Genomic DNA, 19,496 nt, shown 5'->3' on the forward strand with positions numbered 1-19,496 from the left:
CGTTTCCCTTGCGCGGCGGAGTGGCCCTTCCGGCGCGACGGTCGGAAGGGCACCGGGTCCTCAGCGGTTCATCGGTGGCCCAGGTCATCCCGATGAAGGAGACCTCGGCGATCCGCTTGCCCCACGCTGTTCAAGTGTTTAATATCCTGAACATGCGTTCAGTCGCTGATGAGGGTGATCTCACGGCCAAGGCCAACGTCCGCAACGCGGCGCTGCGCCTGTTCGCCGAGCGCGGGCACGACGCCGTCACGGTGCGGGAGATCGCTGCGGCGGCTGGCGTGTCGCCGGCGCTCGTGGTGCATCACTTCGGCAGCAAGGACGGGTTGCGGGCTGCGGTGGACAGCTATGCCGCGCAGGCTTTCGATTCGCTCTTCGAGATGGACGGGCAGGATCTGGCCGAGGCGCTGACCGGGGGAAACGTCGTGTCCCTCGCCGAATTGTTCGCGCGTGCCTTCCCGCATGGCTCGCCGTTGCCCGCGTACCTGCGCCGCCTGTTGCTGGTCAACGATCCGGCGGGCGCGGCGCTGTTCGGTCGTTGGTACGCCCTCACTCGTCGACTGCTCGACGCGATGGCCGAGATCGGCGCCGTCACGCCGGGCGAGGATCCGGCGGTTCGTGCGGCGTTCCTGCTGGTCAACGATCTGGCGCTGGTCTTGCTGCGCAACCAGATCGCCGCCGCGATCGGGGTGGACCCGCTCACGCCGGAGGGCATCACCCGCTGGGCCAAAGAGGTCAGCGCCGTCTACACGAGGGGTGCGTTCGTGGCCGCGCCCGGGGAGGAGTCGTCGTGAGTCAGGTCATCCGTATCCGGGAACTCACCAAGACATTCGGAAAGGTTCGCGCCCTCGATGGCCTGGACCTCACGGTGTGTCCGGGCGAGGTGCACGGTTTCCTCGGTCCCAACGGGGCGGGTAAGTCCACCACCATCCGCATCTTGCTCGGGCTGATGCGGGCCACCAGCGGTCACGTCGAACTGTTCGGCGCCGACCCCTGGCGGGCGGCGGCAAGGCTCCACGGGCGCCTTGCCTACGTCGCCGGAGATGTCGCGTTGTGGCCGGGCCTGACCGGCGGGCAGTGCCTCGACGTGATCGGTGCGACACACGGCGGGGTCGACGAGAAACGCCGGCGGTGCCTGATCGAACGCTTCGATCTCGATCCGACGAAGCGGATCCGTGACTATTCCAAGGGCAACCGCCAGAAGGTCGCGCTGGTGGCCGCGCTGGCCGCGGAGGCGGACCTGCTCGTCCTGGACGAGCCCACCTCCGGGCTCGATCCGTTGATGGAGCAGGCATTCCAGCAGTGCGTGCGTGAGCGACGGGAGGACGGCGTCACGGTGCTGCTGTCCAGCCACATCCTCGGTGAGGTCGAGGTATTGGCCGACCGGGTGAGCATCATTCGCCGAGGCCGGACCGTCACCACCGGCAGCCTCGCCGACCTGCGCCGGCACACCCGGTCGTCGGTGCACGCGGTCACCGTCCAGGAATCCGAAGGCCTGGCCCGCGCCGCGGGGGTGGCCGACTGGGTCTGCGAGCGGCTCGACGGACATGTTGACACCAGGTTCACGATCGACGCCGACCACCTCGACGCGGTGATCGGCAGGCTGCACGCCGCGCGGATCCACACCCTGACCGTCACCCCGCCGAGCCTCGATGCGCTGTTTCTGCGCAACTACGGGGAAGCCCTCGACGCCAGGGAATCCGCCGACGTGCCTGCCGAGGCCGCGCGGTGAGCGCGGGACTGGCCACCATGGCCGGGATCGTCTGGCGTACGCGCCGCCGCGGCATCCTTGTCTGGGTGGTCGTCCTCGCCACGAGCATGATCGGGACCGCCGCCGCCATCGCGGGCCTCTACGACACTCCGGCCAAGATCCGCAGCTACGCGGACGCGGTCACCTCGGGTAGCGCGCTGGCCGCGATCAACGGCCACGTCGAGGGCATCGACAGCCTGGGCGGGGTGATCCAGGACGAGTTCGGGTTCCTGGCCTCGTTCCTGCTTCCGCTGCTGGGCATCGCGCTGATCGCCGGCTCGACGCGACGTGAGGAGGAGTCGGGCCGGCTCGAGACGATCCTCGGTGGCCGGATCGCCCGGCACCAGCCGGCACTGGCTGCTCTCGTCGTGGCGACCGAGGCGATACTCGCAGTGTCCGTTCTGTTCGTCGCGGGGCTGGCCTTCTCGGGGGTACCGATGTCCGGGGCGATCCTCTACGGCGCGGCGCTCGGTGCGCTGGCCTTCGCGTTCGCCGGATTCGCGGCCCTGCTGGCGCAACTCGTGCTGCACGCTCGCGGGGTGTACGTGTGGAGCCTGATCGTGCTGGCCGTGGCGTACGTCCTGCGCGGGGTCGGCGACACGACCAAGACCTGGTTGACGTGGCTGTCTCCGTTGGGGTGGGCGGAAAAGACGGCACCGTTTGGCGACCAGCGGTGGTGGGTGCTCGCCGTCCCGGTCGCCGTCGGCCTTGCTTCGGGCGGTGCCGCCGTGTGGCTGGCGGGTCGCCGTGACGTCGGCAGCGCCCTGTTGCGTGGCGGCGCGGGTCCGGCGCGCGCGACCCGGTTCCGGCGATCGCCGATCGGCTTCGCGGTGTGGATCCACCGTCCGGCGACCGCGGGCTGGCTGGCGGGCGGGCTCCTGCTCACCGGGATGATGGGCGCGCTGGCGCGGCAGTTTCTCGACGCGATGGCAGGCAATCCCGCGCTGGCCGACGCCATGGGCATCGAAGGCGGCCGGCCGCTGGACGGCTTCGTCGCCGCGACTCAGCTCTACCTGGCGGTCATCGGCGCCGGCTACGTCGTCCAGGCGATCGGCACCCTTCGTGTCGAGGAGACTGAGGAGCGCCTGGAGGCCCGGCTCGCCGGCACACTCTTCCGGGTCCGCTGGCTGGCCGCCCATGGCGCGGTCATCGCTGCCGGGCTGGTGCTCATCGTCGTCGGCTCGTCGTTGGTCCTCGCGTTGTCGACCGCGTGGTCGGTAGGCAACACCGGCGAATTCGGCGCAATCATGACCGCCGGCCTGGACTACCTGCTTCCGGAACTGGTGCTCGCCGGTCTCGCGCTGGCGCTGTTCGGCCTGTGGCCGCGTGGCTTCGGGTTCGCGTGGGCCGGATATGGCGTGGCGACGTTCATCGCCTTCCTCGGTCGCGGCCTGAAACTCCCGCCATGGGTGCTCGACATCGCCCCCACAACGCATGTCGGGAATCCTCCGCTGGGAACGGCCGACCCCGGCAGTGTTGTCGGGCTGGCGATCGTCGCAATCGCGCTCGTGCTGGTCGGGTTCCTCGCCTTCCGTTGCCGGGACGTCCCGCGGGCCTAGCCGCAATGCCACTGACGGGCCGCCATCGTGACTGCTGTGTGGGGTGGGCAACTGTGACGGCTCCTGACTGTCCATAAGAGGCGGTCAGCATCGTTGCGGCCTGCGGGAAAGTCGTCCCGTGCGCGTTCACGACAACCAACGGCTGACAGAGCGGCCTCGATCACGAATCGGCGCTTCTGTTGGCGGCCACCAAGAGAGCGATCGCTCCGACCTGGATCACGGCGACGGTGATGATCAGGGCCGGGATGGCGTAGTCGTAGAGGGCGCCGGTGACTTCGCCGCCAATCAGCGTGGCGCCGCCCAGGGCGCCGGCGAAGATGCCGTACGCGGTGGCCCGGCGGGTGCTGGGGACGAGGTCGGCGACGACCGCGCGCAGGGTGGATTCCTGCACGCCGACCGCGCAGCCCCCCAGCAGGGCGCCGAGGATCGTGAGGCCGAGGGTGTTGGTGAATGCCAGCAGCGGCACGGCGGCGGACAGCAGCGGGAGCGCGATGAGGGTGCGGGCGTCGGCCTTGTCGTAGAGCCAGCCGGTGGCCAGGGCGGCGAGCGCGTCGGCAGCCATCGCCGCGGCGTAGACCGGCGGCACCGCCGCGGTTGATTGGCATCGCGCGCGGGCCGGGGTTTCGTGATGGTGGTTTCGTAGGCGATCGGGTCGGGCGCCCGGGCACGCAACCAGACCAGCAGGGCGAGTGCGGCGACGCCGGGACGGCGAGCACGCCGAGGGTGGGGGAGTAGTCGTCGTGGGTCAGGGCCAGCATTCCGGCGACAGTGAGCGGGCCGAGCACCGCGAACCCGCGGCCGCGTCCGACCGCGGCAGTGGCGTGGGAGATCAGCGTGTCCCTCGCCGGTGAGCGGACGGCTTCGCCGATTCGCTCACCGATCACCAGGGCGCACGCGAGAGCCAGAGCAGGCCCGTCAGGCCGAGGACCGGGACGGTGAGGGCGTCAGCGTGTATCCGGCGATGGTCCACGCCCAGAAGCGTCGGTGCGGTCGGCCAGTGGACCGGACACGAGCCGTAGCCCGAGCGCGGCGGCCTCACCGGTGCCGGTGACGACCCCGACAACGAGCGCGGACGCGCCCAGCGAAGCCAGCAATGGCCCGGTGATCGAACGAGCGCCCTCGTAGACGAAGTCCATCAGCAAGCTGACCGTGCCGAACGCGGTCACGAACTGTATGGCTCCTCGGGGCGAGCACGGCGGACGTGATGGTCGTCTCGGCTCGTGCCGCATACCCGAGGTGGCTGCGTAGCGTGATCCCGTACGTGTCGTGGAGGTGGCGGGTGGCGCGCTCCCGGGTGCGATACCAGGCGGGGTTTGTTGTGGCAGTTGTGTTTGCGCTGCTGGCAGTCGTCGGCGTGATCGGCCCTGGACTGGAACTGGTGACGGGCGACTTTGCTGGCTCCGACACGCCGAGCACGGATGCGGTGGTGCTCGCGGTCGCGCTGCTGGTGTTGGTGGCGACCGTGTGGGCGGTGGTGCACACTGGGCGTCGCCTCCGGAGATTGGCCGTCGAGGCCCACGTCCTTGGTGCCGGTATTCGACGACCCACTCGACCCTCCCGGGCCAAGCTGATCACAGCCTTGACGACGCAAATTCTGGTACTTGGCGGCCTGATCGCCGCCGCGATTGTCATGCGTGCGAATGGCGCGTACTCGGCGTTCGTGCAGCGCGACGGTCTGCCGGACAGCGGGATCGCGCAACAGGTGAACAGTATCCAGGTCAAATCAGGCTGGAAAACTGAGATCACCGTTGCCCTGGCGCGCCCGGTCGGCTCGGTGGTGACCACGGTGATCCATTCCCCCGACAAGACGTCCCTGCATGCTGGGCAGACGGTGTCCATGCTGCTCGACCCGCACAACCCCGCGTACTCCGAGCTTTCCGGCGATCCCGCTACCAACCCGCACGAATGGCTCTTCCCGGCCGTCATCGCTTGCCTGCCCGCAGCGGCCTCGCTTGCCATCGGCGGACGCGTCATCGTCGAACTCCGGAGGTCCCGCCGAGCAAGCGGGGCAGCAGTACTACCCCCCAACTGAACACGGCATGTCAGTCCTCATACGGAGTCGAACAACCAGTGCGAACCCCGTCTGCTGCTGCAGTTCAGCGTCAACGGTCGGAGCAAGGTACCGGGCGCAGTGCCCGAAACGGCAGCCAACAAGCCACGGTGACGCTCGCTGACAAAGCGGTCAATCACGAGGTGACTCTCTCGTACACCTACCGGGTACTCGTCCAGCGCCATGGCCACCTGCTCTACCTCGACGTACCGCGGCCAGCCACGGGCGTGCGGGTGCGACTCGACTACACAACGGCCGGCATCCGCCGCGTGAACGTACTCGACTACTTCGCCAGCCCGGACACGGCTCGGTGTCGAGCAGTCACCTGCGCGGCCGCGCCAGCAAAGACAGTGGACGTTAGCTTCGACGGTCAGGTGTTCCCACGAGCGGGGTCGCGTTCGTGTGGATGCTGGAGGAAGAGCTGGCGTGACCTATCTATCAGTGACGACCGGTCCATCGGACGGGGCGCGTCACCACCGAGTTGTGTCGGTGCCCAGCGCTATCGTTGAAGCACTCAGTTTGAGTGACACCGTTCGTGACCCTGCTGTCACGCAATGGCACGAAAGGGTTGAGCGTCAAAGCGTATGAAGACCAAACGGGGATCGTGTGGCTGCGGGCGCACCTGGTTCAACGTCGGACTCGTCGCGACGCACCGTGGCCACCAGGAATGCGTCACCTTCCATCAGATGACACGCAGCCTCCAAGGCGGTCATGGCGATTGCTTCGCCGAGCTTATGGATGTACACCTGCCCGACCGGCGCAACCCTGACCAGCTCGGTCACGCGCCGCCGGCTCAGGAGAGCCGGGTATGAGACTCATATCGGCGCGTATCCGCGGCTACGGCCGCCTCGTCGACTCCAAGGTCAACCTCGACGCCAAGGTGATCGCAATTGTCGGACCCAACGAGGCCGGCAAAACGACTCTGCTGAAGGCCCTTGCTCATGTCGATGGCAAGGATGCAGTGCCTGTGCCGCAGCGCTCCCGTGCTGCCGAGGTTACGGATGAAACGCGCATCACCACCTTCGACTACGTGCTCGACGACGCGGACAGGGACGTCCTGGCAGATCTGGATCTACACAAACAACCGACCCGTGCCTCCATCGCGCGAACCGCGTCGGCCCAGAGACTCACGGTGGATATCAAGCCCCGACCTGCGAAGTCGGTCGTCCCTCTCCAAGGCGCCATTGCCGCGCTCAAGGCTGGGCACGCGAACGATGATCTCGACGGCTGGATTGCTCTTGAGACGACCTACGCCGACCCGGCCTCTGACGCTGCGCGCGATTACCGGACCGAGCTGCAGTCGGTCATGGACGCGGTCGACGGCGCGGTTGCTGAGCCAGGCACAAGTATTTCAGACGAGGCGGTCGGGCTCGCCGAGTCCCTTCTCGGGGCGACGCTTGAGGGCGCGGGCACTAATGAACTGCGCACGGCACTCGAGACCGTTGTCAGCTGGGCCAAGCGAGAGGACCCTGGACAGGTGGCCCGCGACCGGATCTGGCAACGGTCGCCGGACTTCATTCTGTTCAATGAGGCCGATCGCTCGATCCAGTCGGCCTACACGTTCGATGAGAATCTGGTCGCTAACCCGCCAGCCGCGCTGGTCAATCTGGCTGGCACCGCATCGCTCAACCTTAAGGACTTGCTTGGCTTCGTGAGATCAGCCGACGTCGCCCGACGACGCACCGCTATCGTGCAGGCGAACAGGCGCATGGATGCCATCTTTGAGCAGGCGTGGAAGCAGTCGCGGCTGTCGGTTCACTTCGAGATCGATGGCGACCAACTTCGCATCGAGCTCATGGAAGACGGCGATAACGTCACCGTCTTCGACGAGCGCAGCGCCGGCCTCCGTATGTTCGTGGCTCTGATCGCGTTCCTTAAGACCCACGGCTCCGACCGAACGCCGATCCTCCTAATCGACGAAGCAGAGAACCACCTCCACATCGACGCACAGGCCGACCTCGTGAACATGTTCGTCACCCAGGAGCACGCCGTGAAGGTCATCTACACGACCCACAGCCCGGCATGCCTGCCGCCCGATCTCGGGACCGGGATCCGCACCGTGGTTCCGCGAGAAGACAACTTCCAGGTCAGCGATATCAAGAACAGCTTCTGGCAAGGGTCGGCAGGGTACTCGCCGCTCATGCTTGCGATGGGTGCCGCGGCTGCAGCGTTCACGCCTGCCCGCAGTGTTGTCCTCGCTGAGGGGGCGACGGAGATGATCCTGCTTCCAACGCTCGTGCGTGCCGCGACGGGTGAGTCTGAGTTGCCGTACCAGGTCGCTCCGGGCCTTTCGGAGGTGCCGAACGATTTCCTGCCCAAGTTGGACCTGGAGGCCGCCCGTGTTGCCTACCTCGTCGACGGCGACGATGGCGGTACAGCGCTACGCGCGTCTCTCGGTGACGTCGGCGTGCCGGAGAGCCTTATCGCCGACGTGGGTGTGCCTGGCATCGAGAACCTGCTCGATCCAGATGCCTACCGCGAGGCAATCAGCGCGCTGCTGCCCGAGTGCAATCCGACGCTCGCCGCTGATGCCGTGCCTGCGCTTCCTGTCATAGACGCCGGAGTGGATGGGTCATGGGCGAACTCGGCAACGGCATGGATTGAGGGGCAGGGCCTCAAGGCTCCCTCGAAGGTCGCGATCGCCAACTGGCTGGTTGAGAACCACCGGGCGGTCCCCAGTACTGATGGCGTGGCCCTCTTGAAGAGCCTCCATGGGCGGCTCCTGAACGCGCTAGGCCACGAGGACGCGTGACGTGGCTGATCTGGACAACACCACGAAGCGGAAGCTTGAGTCGATCTTCGACATGAGCGGCGGCTATGTGCTCGACTTCAGCAACCCCCGCTTCGCCGACTTCGTCAAGACTGCGATTGACATCGATCCGTACGAGAAGTATCCGCCGGCCTCGAAGGCGGTGCTGCTCCGCACCATCTGGCATCAAGAGCCTATGCCGCTCGTCGCCAAGCTCAACCTCGAACTGTTGGAGCACTGGCGGGTCGGCAAGCTCATCGCGGGCGAGGAACCCGCTCCGTATCAGATGTCGCTGCACGACGAGCTTAAGGCGCAGTTCTCCACACCTGTCGGCACGGCGGCTCCGGCTAGCATCGAGTTCCTTACGAAGGATTTCAGCGCGATCGACCTCGACGCCCTCCCGCAGGCGTTGACTTCGCGGGATGTGGTTGAGGTCCGGTTACGCGAGATCGATGCGTGCATTGCTTCAGAAGCGCCGCTTGCCGTGATCTTCCTTGTTGGCAGCACCCTTGAAGGTCTGTTGATGGAGCTGGCGATGGCGAATGCGGCACAGTTCACGGCAGCTTCGTCCGCCCCAAAAGATCGTGGCAGAGTCCGGCCGATCACCCAGTGGCGACTGAGCGACCTGATCGCTGTCTCGCATGCTTTGGGCATCATCGGCGCCGACGTCTTGAAGTTCGCCGACCACGTGCGAACCTTCCGCAACTACATCCATCCACGGCAGCAGCTGGCGGAAGGTTTCGAGCCTCGAATCGAGACTGCCAAGATCGCTCAGCAGGTACTTCGAGCTGCGCTCGTCGATCTAGAAAAGCTAACGACTGGGCCGGGAGCGTAAGCGATGTCAGTGGAGAGCCGGTATGAGGCGGTTGTGGCAGTACGCCAGGCTTTGGGCGCCGCCGCGGCGGGGCTCAATGAAGCGTTCGAGCCTGGGGAGCTGGCGTTTCTGGCGGTGACCAGCAAGGCCGAACTGCCTATCCGGGACCGGTTGGCATGGCGCGTGGCTCAGGATCTCGGCGAGGCGTTTGTCGTGACACGCGAGTGGCGGCGGGCAGACCTTGCGATTTTGGCGGGCTCCAACGTTGTCGCGCAGGTGGAGGCGAAGGCTCTTTACAGCTTTGACGTACTGCGGGAAGCGGGACGGCGGAAGTATCTGGGCTACCTACGTGCAGACCGAGCAAAGATGCAAGCGCTGGCTCCCTCAGATCGGTACCTGCTTTCGGTCATCACCGACGTTCGTGGGGAGATACGCCCCGAACTCAAGCGCCATGTCGTTAAGTACGCACCTGGCATCATGACTGCTGCGTCCAGTTACGGCGCGGACGCTGTGCGCTCCTTGGCAACGGCGCGTTGGCTCGAGGACGTGAAAACCGAATTCGGCGAAACAACCGTGATACACCTTGATGGCGGTCAAGTATGGGGGCTGGATGTCAACGTCGACGTGTTCTTGACAGGGCCGCTGGAAGAGGGATAGTTCATGTCTAGTTTTCCTACTGATTCTACAACATCCGTCACGCTAGACCCGCGTGCACTGCTTGCGGAATGGGCCAACGCCAACGACGAGTGGGTACGACTAGTTGTGTCGGAAGTCATCGTCTCTGGGCGCCCCGTAGGTGAGAGCACCATCGATCGCGCATACCAGTTGTTCCGGCAAGAGAAGGCACTCGACGAACGGAGTATGCCCGAGGTTGCCGCACTCAGCACAGAAGCTCGCCAGGACGAGGCTGCGCCACCGCTGTCGATTGTCCGACTCTCAGAGGTGCGAGGGGTTAACGCTCTCGTCCCCGGCGCTGTAGTCGAACCGCACGAGGGGTTGACGATCCTTTACGGAGAAAACGGAACGGGCAAGACAGGCTACTCGCGCATCTTTAAGGCGCTTGCCGACAGCCGAACAGCTGACGAGATCCTCGGGGATATCAATGCGGAGGCGTCGGATGAGCAGGGCGCCAAGATCGAGTACAAGCTTGGCGACCAGGAGGAGGCGCTGGCATGGGCTGGCGAGCGTGGTATATCGCCGTTCACTCGGATGTCGATCTTCGACAGCCAGGGTGTGACGACTCATGTCGACGACGACCTTGACTATGTTTACGTCCCGGCCGCTCTTGCACTGTTCAAGCACGCTATCTCCGCTACCCAAGCGGTCGCTGCTCGCATCGATGGCGCGATTACAGAGCTTGGTACAGGGAACTCGACACTCCTCTCACGGTTTCCCAAGAACTCCTCTGTCTACCCCTTGATCGAGACACTCGGCGCCTCCACTGATCTAGATAGCCTTAAGGCAAAGGCGTCCATTGACTCGAGGGTCGATGAGAAACTGGACGGGCTTCGGCAGGCTGTGGCTGCCCTGCAGTCGAACGCGCTCGGCAACCAAATCACTGTTCGCAAGCGAGAACAGCGTGTGCTTGAGCAGGCAGTCCAAGCGGCCGAGACGCTGCTTGGCTTCGATGTGAGCGCCTACAACCAGACCGCACAGAAACGAGCGCAGCTCGCGGCAGACTACGAGACATTCCGCAACGAATTGTTCGCAGCCGCTGACCTGCCCGCAGAGCCCGAAGAGACGTGGGACGCGTTCATCGCAGCGGGTGAGACGTACCGGCAGCACCTCATTAAGGTTGACTCGCACGATGTCGACCGTTGTCTGTATTGCCGTCAGACTCTGGCTGACCCGGCGCGCGACCTCCTCGCCAAGTACTCGACCTACCTTGAGGACAGAATCTCGTCGGATATCCGGGAGGCCGATACGTCGCTTGCTGCGTCCAAGCGATCGATCGCCCTCATTTCCAACGCCGAGGTGTCGGGATTCCTTGAGGAGTTTTTACCTCGAGACGACAAGCCCGACTTCTTTGCAGCGGTGCAAGCCATTGAGCTCGCGAGAGTGACCGTAGCGGACGCAACAGAGAATGGCCGTCCCGTTGAGCTCGATCTCGCCACTGCCGTGGCAGCCCACAAGTCGGCGGTCGCGGGCGCGTTGACCAAGGTGACCGCAGACATCGACACGTTGGAAGAGCAGTCGAAGAACCGGACAACCGCCCTTGCAGAAAAGCAAGCAGAACTCGCCGAACTGACTGCAGCGGCGGAGCTGACTCGCTCGTGGTCGACCATCGAGACACAAGTCAAGAATGCTAAGGAGACCGATCGGCTCAAAATTTTAAGGAAGGCGTTACCTCAACTTTCACGGGGTGTGACTGAACTCTCCAAGACGGCGAGCGACCAACTGATCAACCAGAGCTTCGACGCCCTGTTTCTCGAGGAGTGCGAAGCGCTGCGAGCGCCGCTGCTCAAGGTTCAGTTCGTCGGGCGCGAAGGTAAGGCCCATCGACGCAAGGTATTGAGCGGTCGACACAAGCCGTCCAAGGTGCTTTCTGAAGGCGAGCAGAAGGTGCTCGCGATAGCGGACTTTTTAGCTGAAGCCAGGTTGGCTGGCATCACAGCGCCAGTGATCTTCGACGATCCGGTATCTAGCCTCGACCACCGGCGCATCAACGAGGTCGCTCAGCGGATTGCTAGCCTCGCACACGACAACCAAGTCATCGTCTTCACCCACGACATCTTCTTCGCCACCACACTGTTGGCACTCTTCGAGAAGTCCAAGCGGTGCTCTTATTTCCAGGTCACCGATGAAGACGGGAAGGGCAAGGTTGCTCGCGCCACGGGGCCTCGCTCGGACACTCTGAACTGGTTCAAGGCAGAGATCAACCGAACAATCGAGGCCGCGAGAGGTCAAGACGGTGAGGCGCGAGCTGCGCTCGTCCGACAGGGCTACAGTCTGCTCCGCTCGTGGTGTGAGGTGTTCACTGAGACCGAGCTTCTGCGGGGAGTTACAAAGCGCTATCAGCCGAATGTCGTGATGGGCAAGTTGGAGGAGATCAACACGGAGAAGCTGCCGGAGATGATCGCCAAGGTCAACCAAGTGTTCGACCTTGCTTGTCGCTTCATGGAGGGCCATTCGCAGCCGCTTGCGACGCTTGGCGTGAGCGCGACGCTTACGGGGCTCGAAGGCCATTGGGCTGAGCTCCAAGCGCTGAAGAAGATGAACGAGGGGACGTAGCCGAGCCGTCGTTCTGAACAGTGCAGCACGGGCGGTGCGGCTGCTGAGGAGGATGCATTGTCTATGCGTTTTTCGCTGGATGGCGAGCGCTTCGAGCTGACACCTGAGCTCGTCCGGCGATGCCTTGCCGGCCAAGCCCCAGAGGATATCCGTGAATACTGGGTAGAAATCGACGGTGTTCGCTGGCCTGTCAAGCAGGTGATTGGGCTGGCGACTGGGGCCAAGCGTACCCGATTCCAGTCTCAGGATTCGCGTCGGTGGCTTCGGAACCTTGGCTTTCAGATCGGCACTGGCGCATCGAGCGGCGCCACGGTTGGGTCGGCACCAAGAGTCGGATCATCGCCGCGACAGCGATTCGATCCCGGTGCCTGCGAGGTTCTGGAGTCGCTTGAGCTCCAAATCGCGTTCGAGTGGCTCAAGGCCGGGAAAGTGTCGCTCGATGCGGCTGGTTTGCCACGTTTCCCAGTTCTTCCGCGGATGCCGGGGCTCTACCGCTTTGACTTCGGGATCGACGAGGACGGCGTGCGGAGCCTTTACATTGGCGAGTCTGTCGAGCTGGCCCGTAGGGCGAGCAACTATCGCAACGCCAAAACCGATCGCAGTCGTCAGCGAACGAGTCGGCGGATCCACAAGGAGATCGTCGAGCACCTGACGGCAGGTGGCACCATCGAGTTCGCTATTGCCACGGAGGTCCATCTGGAAGACGGTCTGTCAGCCGATCTGCGCCTCAAGTCGGCGCGGCGCTTGGCTGAAAACGCCGCGGTGCTGTCAGCGCAGACAGCACCTTGCGTCCGGGTGCTGAATATTGACGCCGACCTTGACCAGAGCGACTCCGACGACTAATTGGTCGTCGTGAATGCTGTTTCGGTTCCGGCCCGCCGCAATGTTGAACGAAATTGCTCCACCCGAGGGACAAATTGTATAATCTGGCCATGCAGGCACAGAAAGCAATTGATAACTTAAAACAACTGAAGACCGAGGCCGAACAAGGCGCGATGCGGCGAAACTCCAGCGAGTTCGTAGCCCGGAAAAGCAAGGTACGCTCGGTTCTGATCGGGGCGCTCGGCAAGGACCATCACACTCTTGCCACGTTTGACGGCGTTCGATACAGCCTTTCGATGTGGACCGACAGCACACCATCTTCTGCTTTCGACCAGGCATTTCAACGAGCGCTGCACCGAGCCTGCGGAGTTATCGAGGCGGCAATCTTTGAACTCGAAGACGCGGGCACCAGTGACGATGCCGTGGACGAAACCGCCTTCGACCCCGAACTCTGGAGTTACGTCCAAACGCACATCCAGAACGAGGATTGGCAGGCAGTAGCAAGTCAGACTGCAATTTTCGTCGAGGACCGCTTGCGCCAGTGGTGCGGCGATCCGAAAGGGCGGAACGACGAGACGCTGGTCGGCAAGGGCCTTCACGCCAACGTCTTTGCGAATGACGCCCAGTACCGGCTCGGCAAGGAACCGAGCGAGTGGGAGGGCTGGCGGGGACTAGGGATGGGCTTCGCCCAGGCACTCGGCAATGTCGACCGTCACAACATTCAACGACGGGACGATGCCAAACGCTATGCGTTGGGCGTCCTGGGCCTCGGCAGTCTCATCCTGACCCAACTCCGCTACCAGCACGGTCAAGATCTTCATGGCGCGTAAGCACCGGTCGCGTTGCGCGATTACAGCCGGTGGTCGGGATTAACACGTCCGTCGAGGCGATCCGCCGGTCCGTACCCATAACCTTCGCGGCTTACTCTCGATCCGACCGGTCACAGGCTTTGCCCTCGCTTGTTCAACGCCTTCCACACGGTGCTCCCACTCACTCCCAACTCCCGCCCGATCTGGTTGATGCTGAGCCCCTACTCAGCGAGTTCCTTCGCCCTTGCCACCCGCGCTGGCGTCATCTTGACCGCCGCTCGCTTGGCCACACCAGCCCGCTCCAGGTGCCGATCAACCGTACGGCGGTGTACGCCGTAGCGCTTCGCTAACTCCCGTTGTCCCGCTCCTCGTCGGTACGCCTCGACCAGCTTTGCCACTATCTTCTGGCGACAGCATGCGGCACTCACGCACATCGGTGGCAACGACTGGATCAGGATCGACGGCTGCGACCTGCGGCTTTTTGCCGCCTCAGCTTGGTCGAGCGCCTCGAACAGCCGAAACAGGGGTCCACGTCTGTTTCAAAGCGAGTCACGGAGGCGCGCGGACCGGGTCTATCCCGTGCCAGAGCCGATCTTGAAACAGTCCCCGCGGACCAAGGTCGTGGATACCCTCGTCGGCGTCACGCTGCTCATGACGCCCCGCGAACCGTTCCCCGCCTACGCCGCCATCGCCCGCACCTGGGCCTGCACTGGGGCGGCGCGGCCATGTGGGTCGGCGGCGACATCCTCATGGTCACGATCGCGATCATCGTGATCAGCCGTTGGGTATCAGCAGCCGACCGCGGCAACGACCTCGGCCCCTGGCTGGAATCCGCCCGCCGCTCCGCACTCGGCGGCGACCCAGCGTCCACACAGGACATCGATGACGACGAGGACGCTCTACGTGCCTACAACGCCATGCTCGCCCGGCTCGGGTCGTCGGAGCACCGGCCTGGTCGGGGTGGCCGCCCGTGACCGCCGGACAGGTATCGCGGCTAGTGTGTCGCTGTCGGCAATCGTCCGATACGGACCGTGCCCGCTCTGGCGATGTGGCCTATCCAGGTACTAAGCAATAGTTGTTTGATGCAATACTGCGCGCGGCGGCGTTGTCGATCTGGCCCGCGGCGCTCGTCGCCGCGGATCCTTCCATGCGCTGCTTGCCATACCGCACAGGTGGCGGCTGTCCTGGTTGACGGGACAGCGCGCCAGGTCAAGGAAGGACAGCACCGCAGATGAGTCAGATTCTGGACGCGCCGCTGGTATTCGGGCTGCTGCCCGCGGTGCTGTCCGGTTTGGGCGGCCTGGCCGGTGTGGCGCTGCTTGCCCGGCGGTCCCGGAGCTGGTGGACTCGGGTGGTTCCCGGCCTGGCCGCCGGCGCGGCGATAGCGTCCCTGCTGCTGGCGTGGGTTGTGGACGAGGTGTGGCGGCCGTTCCCGGACTCGCTGCCGTGGCGCGTCGCGGCTTGGCTCGGTGTGGGATTGTTCGCGCTCGCGTTGGCTGTCGCGTCGTTCTGGGGGAGCACGTGGTGGCGGCGTGGCGGTGCCGTGCTCGCCGCGCTGCTCGTCGTGGGTACGTGCGCGGTGAAGATCAACGCCTTTTACGGCGAGTTCCCCACCCTGCGCACGGCCCTGGGGCTCCCCACCGCTGACGAGGTGGCTTTCGCACAAAACGCGGCGTGGGTCTCCTCGCCGTTCCGCGGCCGCCCGGGGCAGCCGCTCGAGGAAGGATGGGCGCCGCCGGCGACGATGCCCAGCCACGGCGTGATCAGCCAGGTGTGGATACCGCCCACCGTATCCGGGTTCGCCTCCCGCGACGCCTACGTCTACCTGCCACCGGCGTATCTGACCCAGCATCGGCCCTTGCTGCCGGTGGTGGTGCTGCTGCACGGGCAGCCGGGAGCGCCGGTGGACTGGGTCGCAGGCGGGCAGATCGCGGCGATGATGGACGCGTTCGCTGCGGCCCACCACGGGCTCGCCCCGGTGGTGGTCGACGCCGACGACACCGGCACCGAGATGGGCAATCCGCTGTGCCTGGACTCCGCGCTCGGCAACAGCGAAACCTACCTGACCGTGGACGTCCCGAACTGGATCAAGGACACTCTCCAGGTCGACCAGGACACCCGGCATTGGGCGGTGGCCGGATTCTCCTACGGCGGCACGTGTTCGCTTCAGCTGGCGTTACGTAGGCCGGACCTGTATCCCACGTTCATCGACATCTCAGGCCAGACGGAACCGACGCTGGGGGACAGGGAGCGGACCGTGAACGCCGCGTTCGGCGGGGACGAGGCGAAATTTCGCCAGGTGAACCCGTTCGACGAGCTGGCGGCGCGAAAGTATCCCGGCACCGCGGGAATGATCACCGCCGGACACGCGGACAGCGAATATCTGCCGCAGCAGCAGAAGGTCTACGCCGTGGCCTCGAGCGCCGGACTGGACGTCCATTGGCTCGAGGTCCCGGGCGGGCACACCTGGCAGGCATGGGGGGCTGGCCTGCAACAGTCACTGGACTGGCTGGCCCAGAGAACGGGACTGATCGCGTCATGACCACGGCGGCGGACTTCTGGCTCCGGGCCGCGCGAACTGTGACACGGCTGCGGTTCACACTGGGTTTCGTCATGGTGTTGTGGGTCGTCGGGCTAGCGACCGGGACCCTTCACTCCGGTCCCGGCGTCGCGCTGCGGCACGCGGCAGGGTTCGGTCTCCCGGCCCTGGCCCAGGGACATTGGTGGAGCCTGGTCAGCTCGGCGCTGTGGGCCGGCGGGCTCCCGCAGTATGTCGGCGTCACGGTCATGATCGTCGTCTTGTGCGGGCTTGCCGAGCGCCGTATCGGCAGCGCGCGTGCCGCGGTGGCCTCGCTGGCGGCCTACGGTGCCGGCGCGCTCGGGTCGCTGGCCGTGATGGCAGCAGGAGCCTCTACGGGCGATCCGTGGTCCCGGCGCCTGGCGACGATGGTGGTGTTCACCCCGTCGGCGGCCGCGTTCGGCGCGGGCATGGCAGCGAGCGCTGCGCTGCCTGCGGTGTGGCGCCGGCGGTTACGGTTGACGCTGATCATCACGATGGCGATGCTGACCCTCTATGCTGGCGTGTTGCAGGATCTGATCCGGCTGTGCGCCGGGATCTGTGGGCTTGCCCTGGTGCCATTTGTGGTCCGCCGCGGCGAACGTGGCGCCGGGCTGGGGCCGTCGGTGGTGGAGGCCCGCCTGCTGATCGCGATGGTGGTCGCGGCCTCGGCGGTCGGGCCGCTCGTGGCGACCACGCCGCAGATCTCCGGCAATCCGCCGCTGTCCATCCTGCAGTACCTGCTCACCGCGCCACATCCCTCGGCCACGGACGTGACGCAGATGTGTGCCGATCCCGCCACTTTGTTTGATTGCGGCCAGGTGCGCGCCCTGGTGCGGCTGGACGGGCTCGGACCGGTGATCCTGTCGGTCATCCCCGCGCTGGTCCTGGTGGTCATGGCGGAAGGGCTGCGTCGTGGCCGCCGCTTCGCCTGCTGGGGCGCGTTCGCCGCGAATGTGACACTGGCTGTCCTCGGCATCGTGCTGCTGCCGTCCGAACTGGCCGAAGTCGCCCCGAGATCGCTGCACGAGTCGGCCACCATCGTGGTGCCGCTGCTGCAGCCGGTACTCGTCGCCGGGCTGCTTCTGGTGTACCGGCGCAAGTTCGACGTGCGGGCGCCGCGAGGCGCTTACCGGCGGCTGGTGCTGGCCGTGACCAGCGTCCTGGGACTGTCCGCGGCGACTTATGTGGTCGGCGGCTACCTGGTGCGCGGCCAGTTCGATCCGTCGCCCACCCTCGCGCAGATCCTCGCCGACCTGCCTTCACGCTACGCGCCGCCTGGTTACCTCGGCGAACTCCCGATCACCTTTCTGCCGCAACGGGGCGCGGCGGTCGCGCTCTACGGGTGGACCGGTGTCCTGTTCTGGGCGGTGGCGTTAGTTGGCTGCCTAGTGACGTTCCTCCGGACCCGGGTCGACACCCGCCCCGACGGCAGAGCCGAGGCTCGCGCGTTGCTGCGTCGCTACGGCGGCGACCCCACCGCGCACATGATCACCTGGCCGGGACACCACTACTGGTTCTCCGACGACCGCAAGGCGGTCGTGGCCTACCGCGTGCGAGCTGCCGTAGCTCTCACCACCGGCGGACCTCTCGGCGCCCCGGCCTCGCTGACCACGGCCGCACGCGAATTCGCCCGGTATTGCGCGTCCCGGGGGTGGACGCCGTGTTTCTACGCCATCACTGACGATGTTCGCCTCGAACTCGGGGCCGAATGGAGCACCCTGCAGGTCGCCGAAGAAGCCCGGCTCTCGTTGCCGGCGCTGCAGTTCCGCGGCAAGAAGTTCCAAGACGTCCGGACCGCCCTCAACAAAGCGAAGGCGCTCGGCATCCAGGCACGTCGCATTCGCTACCGGGAAGCACCGCCGCACTTCGCCGAGCAGATCCTTCAGCTCTCCCAGGACTGGCTGACGCACAAGCAGTTGCCGGAAATGGGTTTCACCCTGGGCAGCGTCAACGAACTCGACGACGAGGACGTGTGGTGCCTCGCGGCCATCGGCGCCGAGGGGACACTCCACGGCGTCACCAGCTGGCTGCCGGTGTGGCGCGACGGCAGAGCGATCGGCTGGACGCTGGATTTCATGCGCCGGTCCGCACACGCGTTTCCCGGCGTGATGGAATTCCTCATCGCCTCCATGGCGATCTCCGCACAAGCCGAAGGCGCGGAGATACTGAGCCTGTCCGGGGCACCGCTGGCCCGGATCGGCCACCACCGCCAACACGACCCGCTGCAACGGATCCTTGATTTCGTCGGACGGCGTCTCGAACCGGTTTACGGATTCCGCTCACTGCTCGCGTTCAAAGCCAAATTCCAGCCCCAGTACCAGCCGATGTTCATGGCATACCCCGACGCCGCCGCGCTACCCCGCATCGGCAGCGCGGTAACGTACGCCTACCTGCCACACATGACCCTCCGGCAAACACTCCGGCTGGTCCGGACAATGTTCGCCCACGTTCCGCGAAAACCCTTGGCCCGGACCGACAGCGGCACCTTCTAATCCCGGGCTGCATTGCTTGCACTCGGAGTGTGCTTGCTTGGGGGTAGCGAGATCACGGTGCTGCCGCCCAAGCCGAGCCCTGATCCGGTTCGTGCACGCCACCGATGCGGCGGGTGCCGGCCAGCGGCGCGCCATCGCGGACATGATCGTGCGCACCAGCGTGGAGCATCTACGGAGCTGCACCGACGAGGACTCGGCGGGCCGCATAGCGGATTTCCTGCGTGGCCCGGCGCGTTCACCAGTAAGGCTACCGGCGGTCGCCGTCCTCACACCGGGGGTGGCCGCTCCCGCGTTACGGCACATCGGTACAGCCGAATGTGTCATGTGGTGCTCGCCGTCGACGTCTCCTCGTCAAAGACGGCCCCCGACTTGTAACCGTTGCGTTTGGCCCCACGCGTAGCTCCGCGCGGTCCTTTGTGGAGCAGTGGTGGGGCGAGGTCCGAGTCGTGCTGGTGAGTTCGCGCAACCGTGCAGGTCGAGGTTGCGCCCGCCTGCGACCACACTCAGGTGACCGACGTCCTGGGGTGGCTGTGGCTTCCCTGATAACCCTCTCGCGGGTCACGGGCGGGCGAACCTTCGACGCCACCTGCGATAAGCCGAAGTTGTGGCCGTGGCGGGCAACACGTGCCTGCCGAACTGTTCAGGTGCCTGCCGCGCTGGCCG

General features: G+C 65.5%; 16 protein-coding genes. 13 read left to right on the forward strand and 3 right to left on the reverse strand.

The window, feature by feature from the left end; translation table 11 throughout:
• Positions 1–74: 74 nt before the first annotated feature.
• Genes VHD82_RS22605 through VHD82_RS22615 form a run of 3 tightly spaced genes read left to right on the forward strand, consistent with a single transcriptional unit; the run spans position 75 to position 3,306 of the window.
• On the forward strand, positions 75–791 hold the full coding sequence (locus VHD82_RS22605) for a TetR/AcrR family transcriptional regulator (protein ID WP_325707271.1): 717 nt from the start codon (positions 75–77) through the stop codon (positions 789–791).
• The gene (locus VHD82_RS22610; protein ID WP_325707274.1) at positions 788–1,729 is read left to right on the forward strand and encodes an ABC transporter ATP-binding protein; all 942 of its coding nucleotides are present in this window, start codon (positions 788–790) and stop codon (positions 1,727–1,729) included. The genes VHD82_RS22605 and VHD82_RS22610 overlap by 4 nt, the downstream gene beginning before the upstream one ends.
• Entirely contained in the window at positions 1,726–3,306 is a 1,581-nt protein-coding gene (locus VHD82_RS22615) for a hypothetical protein (protein ID WP_325707277.1), read from the forward strand. The genes VHD82_RS22610 and VHD82_RS22615 overlap by 4 nt, the downstream gene beginning before the upstream one ends.
• Positions 3,307–3,466: 160 nt before the next feature.
• Here the strand turns inward: VHD82_RS22615 and VHD82_RS22620 are convergent, their stop codons facing one another.
• Positions 3,467–3,892 (reverse strand): MFS transporter, encoded by a 426-nt coding sequence (locus tag VHD82_RS22620; protein ID WP_325707280.1) that lies wholly within the window; start codon positions 3,890–3,892, stop codon positions 3,467–3,469.
• A gap of 358 nt (positions 3,893–4,250) precedes the next feature.
• On the reverse strand, positions 4,251–4,472 hold the full coding sequence (locus VHD82_RS22625) for a hypothetical protein (RefSeq protein ID WP_325707283.1): 222 nt from the start codon (positions 4,470–4,472) through the stop codon (positions 4,251–4,253).
• A gap of 83 nt (positions 4,473–4,555) precedes the next feature.
• On the opposite strand from VHD82_RS22625, the gene VHD82_RS22630 reads away from it, so the two are divergent.
• Positions 4,556–5,338: a hypothetical protein gene (locus VHD82_RS22630; RefSeq protein ID WP_325707285.1), complete on the forward strand. Its 783-nt coding sequence runs from the start codon at positions 4,556–4,558 to the stop codon at positions 5,336–5,338.
• A 593-nt stretch (positions 5,339–5,931) separates the two neighbouring features.
• Here the strand turns inward: VHD82_RS22630 and VHD82_RS22635 are convergent.
• Entirely contained in the window at positions 5,932–6,138 is a 207-nt protein-coding gene (locus tag VHD82_RS22635) for a hypothetical protein (RefSeq protein ID WP_325707288.1), read from the reverse strand.
• A gap of 26 nt (positions 6,139–6,164) precedes the next feature.
• On the opposite strand from VHD82_RS22635, the gene VHD82_RS22640 reads away from it, so the two are divergent.
• The 9 genes from VHD82_RS22640 (at position 6,165) to VHD82_RS22680 (ending at position 18,833) form a co-directional block, all read left to right on the forward strand.
• The gene (locus VHD82_RS22640) at positions 6,165–8,108 is read left to right on the forward strand and encodes an AAA family ATPase (RefSeq protein WP_325707291.1); all 1,944 of its coding nucleotides are present in this window, start codon (positions 6,165–6,167) and stop codon (positions 8,106–8,108) included.
• Between the two features lies 1 nt (position 8,109).
• Positions 8,110–8,940 (forward strand): hypothetical protein, encoded by an 831-nt coding sequence (locus VHD82_RS22645; protein WP_325707294.1) that lies wholly within the window; start codon positions 8,110–8,112, stop codon positions 8,938–8,940.
• A gap of 3 nt (positions 8,941–8,943) precedes the next feature.
• On the forward strand, positions 8,944–9,576 hold the full coding sequence (locus VHD82_RS22650) for a hypothetical protein (protein WP_325707297.1): 633 nt from the start codon (positions 8,944–8,946) through the stop codon (positions 9,574–9,576).
• Positions 9,577–9,681: 105 nt separating this feature from the next.
• Entirely contained in the window at positions 9,682–12,150 is a 2,469-nt protein-coding gene (locus VHD82_RS22655; protein WP_325707300.1) for an AAA family ATPase, read from the forward strand.
• Positions 12,151–12,213: 63 nt separating this feature from the next.
• Positions 12,214–12,993 carry a hypothetical protein gene (locus tag VHD82_RS22660; protein ID WP_325707303.1) on the forward strand — a complete coding sequence of 260 codons (780 nt, stop codon included), beginning with the start codon at positions 12,214–12,216 and terminating at the stop codon, positions 12,991–12,993.
• Positions 12,994–13,082: 89 nt separating this feature from the next.
• On the forward strand, positions 13,083–13,802 hold the full coding sequence (locus tag VHD82_RS22665; protein ID WP_325707306.1) for a TIGR02391 family protein: 720 nt from the start codon (positions 13,083–13,085) through the stop codon (positions 13,800–13,802).
• A 704-nt stretch (positions 13,803–14,506) separates the two neighbouring features.
• Entirely contained in the window at positions 14,507–14,755 is a 249-nt protein-coding gene (locus tag VHD82_RS22670) for a hypothetical protein (protein ID WP_325707309.1), read from the forward strand.
• Between the two features lie 257 nt (positions 14,756–15,012).
• The gene (locus tag VHD82_RS22675) at positions 15,013–16,323 is read left to right on the forward strand and encodes an alpha/beta hydrolase (protein ID WP_325707312.1); all 1,311 of its coding nucleotides are present in this window, start codon (positions 15,013–15,015) and stop codon (positions 16,321–16,323) included.
• Positions 16,320–18,833, forward strand: coding sequence for a DUF2156 domain-containing protein (locus VHD82_RS22680; protein WP_325707315.1), 2,514 nt, complete (start codon positions 16,320–16,322; stop codon positions 18,831–18,833). Before VHD82_RS22675 ends, VHD82_RS22680 begins: the two co-directional genes overlap by 4 nt.
• Positions 18,834–19,496 lie beyond the last annotated feature (663 nt).

It is taken from the genome of Amycolatopsis sp., from assembly GCF_035546795.1.
Lineage (GTDB): Bacteria > Actinomycetota > Actinomycetes > Mycobacteriales > Pseudonocardiaceae > Amycolatopsis_E.

What these genes read in the sequence shown, in the direction of transcription:
- VHD82_RS22640 (WP_325707291.1), top strand. Translation starts at nt 6,165, where the DNA reads ATGAGACTCATATCGGCGCGTATCCGCGGCTACGGCCGCCTCGTCGAC.
- VHD82_RS22650 (WP_325707297.1), top strand. Translation starts at nt 8,944, where the DNA reads ATGTCAGTGGAGAGCCGGTATGAGGCGGTTGTGGCAGTACGCCAGGCT.
- VHD82_RS22660 (WP_325707303.1), top strand. Translation starts at nt 12,214, where the DNA reads ATGCGTTTTTCGCTGGATGGCGAGCGCTTCGAGCTGACACCTGAGCTC.
- VHD82_RS22665 (WP_325707306.1), top strand. Translation starts at nt 13,083, where the DNA reads ATGCAGGCACAGAAAGCAATTGATAACTTAAAACAACTGAAGACCGAG.
- VHD82_RS22670 (WP_325707309.1), top strand. Translation starts at nt 14,507, where the DNA reads ATGTGGGTCGGCGGCGACATCCTCATGGTCACGATCGCGATCATCGTG.
- VHD82_RS22675 (WP_325707312.1), top strand. Translation starts at nt 15,013, where the DNA reads ATGAGTCAGATTCTGGACGCGCCGCTGGTATTCGGGCTGCTGCCCGCG.
- VHD82_RS22680 (WP_325707315.1), top strand. Translation starts at nt 16,320, where the DNA reads ATGACCACGGCGGCGGACTTCTGGCTCCGGGCCGCGCGAACTGTGACA.